Annotated in this window: 2 protein-coding genes and 1 pseudogene; 1 reads left to right on the top strand and 2 read right to left on the bottom strand. The window is 71.0% G+C overall.

The genetic code is table 11. The features are described 5' to 3' along the window. Nucleotides 1-430: zinc-binding dehydrogenase (locus tag ACZ5CR_RS46415; protein WP_468870086.1), on the top strand; the 430-nt coding region annotated here is incomplete at its 5' end. Nucleotides 431-456: 26 nt separating this feature from the next. Here ACZ5CR_RS46415 and ACZ5CR_RS46420 read toward each other — a convergent pair. Both ACZ5CR_RS46420 and ACZ5CR_RS46425 read right to left on the bottom strand, forming a co-directional pair. Further along, nucleotides 457-930, bottom strand: a complete 474-nt coding sequence (locus ACZ5CR_RS46420; protein ID WP_468870087.1) for a GNAT family N-acetyltransferase — start codon at nucleotides 928-930, stop codon at nucleotides 457-459. A 21-nt stretch (nucleotides 931-951) separates the two neighbouring features. Beyond that, nucleotides 952-1,161: pseudogene (locus tag ACZ5CR_RS46425) on the bottom strand (hydroxyurea phosphotransferase); the annotation flags it as partial.

A 1,161-nucleotide genomic window follows, 5' to 3' on the forward strand; every position in this document is an offset into this window, starting at 1 on the left:
CAAGAACCCGGACTGGCCGGACGAGGCCCACGCGTACCTGACGAAGCTCGGCGTCCCCGGCGCCACCGTCGTCTTCGACGGAGTGGGCGGCGCACCGGGCCTGGCCGCCGTGGACCTCCTCGCCCACGGCGGCGAGCACCTCGTCTTCGGCTGGTCGGGCAAGGGCCCGCACGACGGCGAACCCCTGACGTTCACCGACGAGCAGCTGGCCGCCCGCGGCATCACCCAGACCGGCGTCCTCGGCCCGGTGATGATGCAGAAGGCGGGCGGCGACAACCCGATCCGCACCCTGGAGCTCGCGGCACTGGCCGAGGCGGCGAAGGGCCACTTCACCCCGGCGGTCCAGCGCTACCGCCTGTCGGAGGCCGCAACGGCCCACGCCGACCTGGAGAACCGCCGCACCACGGGCAAGGTGGTCCTGATCCCGTGAGGTTCAGGACCCCAGCCCTCTGGTGTTCAGGACCCCAGCCCGGCCAACGCCCCGTCGGTCAGCCGGTACACGGTCCACTCGTCCTGCGGCAGCGCACCGAGCGACTTGTAGAAGTTGATCGACGGCTCGTTCCAGTCGAGCACGGACCACTCGAGCCGCTCGTAACCCCGCTCCACACAGATCCGCGCGAGCTCGGTCAGCAGCGCCTTGCCGTGGCCGCCGCCGCGCGCCTCGGGCCGTACGTACAGGTCCTCCAGGTAGATCCCGTGCACCCCGCGCCACGTGGAGAAGTTCAGGAACCACAGCGAGAACCCGACGACCTCCCCCGAGGCGTCGTCCTCCGCGATGTGCGCGAACGCGGCGGGCCGCTCCCCGAAGAGCGCTTCCGTCAGCTGCTCCTCGGTGGCCCTGGCCTCGTCGAGGGCCTTCTCGTACTCCGCGAGGTCGCGGACCATGGCGTGGATGACAGGGACGTCGGCAGGCGTGGCGGTGCGAATCATGGCCGCAGAGTACGACGCACCTCAGTACGCCCCCAAAAGCCGCCGCGCGACCTCCAAGTCCTCCTCGTCCAGCGACCGCCCGTCCTCGATCTCCCACAGCGCGTTCTGCAGCACCCGCCCCAGCGTCCAGGCGCGCGCCCGCTCCCGGTCCAGGCCGAGGACCTCGGTCATCGCGTCGAACCGCCACAGCACATCGTCCGCGTCAAAGCGGTTGTTGATCGCGGGCCAGAG

The organism is Streptomyces sp. NPDC031274, assembly GCF_055570235.1.

Coding starts and splice junctions, on each gene's coding strand:
- ACZ5CR_RS46420 (WP_468870087.1), bottom strand. CDS start 930: ATGATTCGCACCGCCACGCCTGCCGACGTCCCTGTCATCCACGCCATG.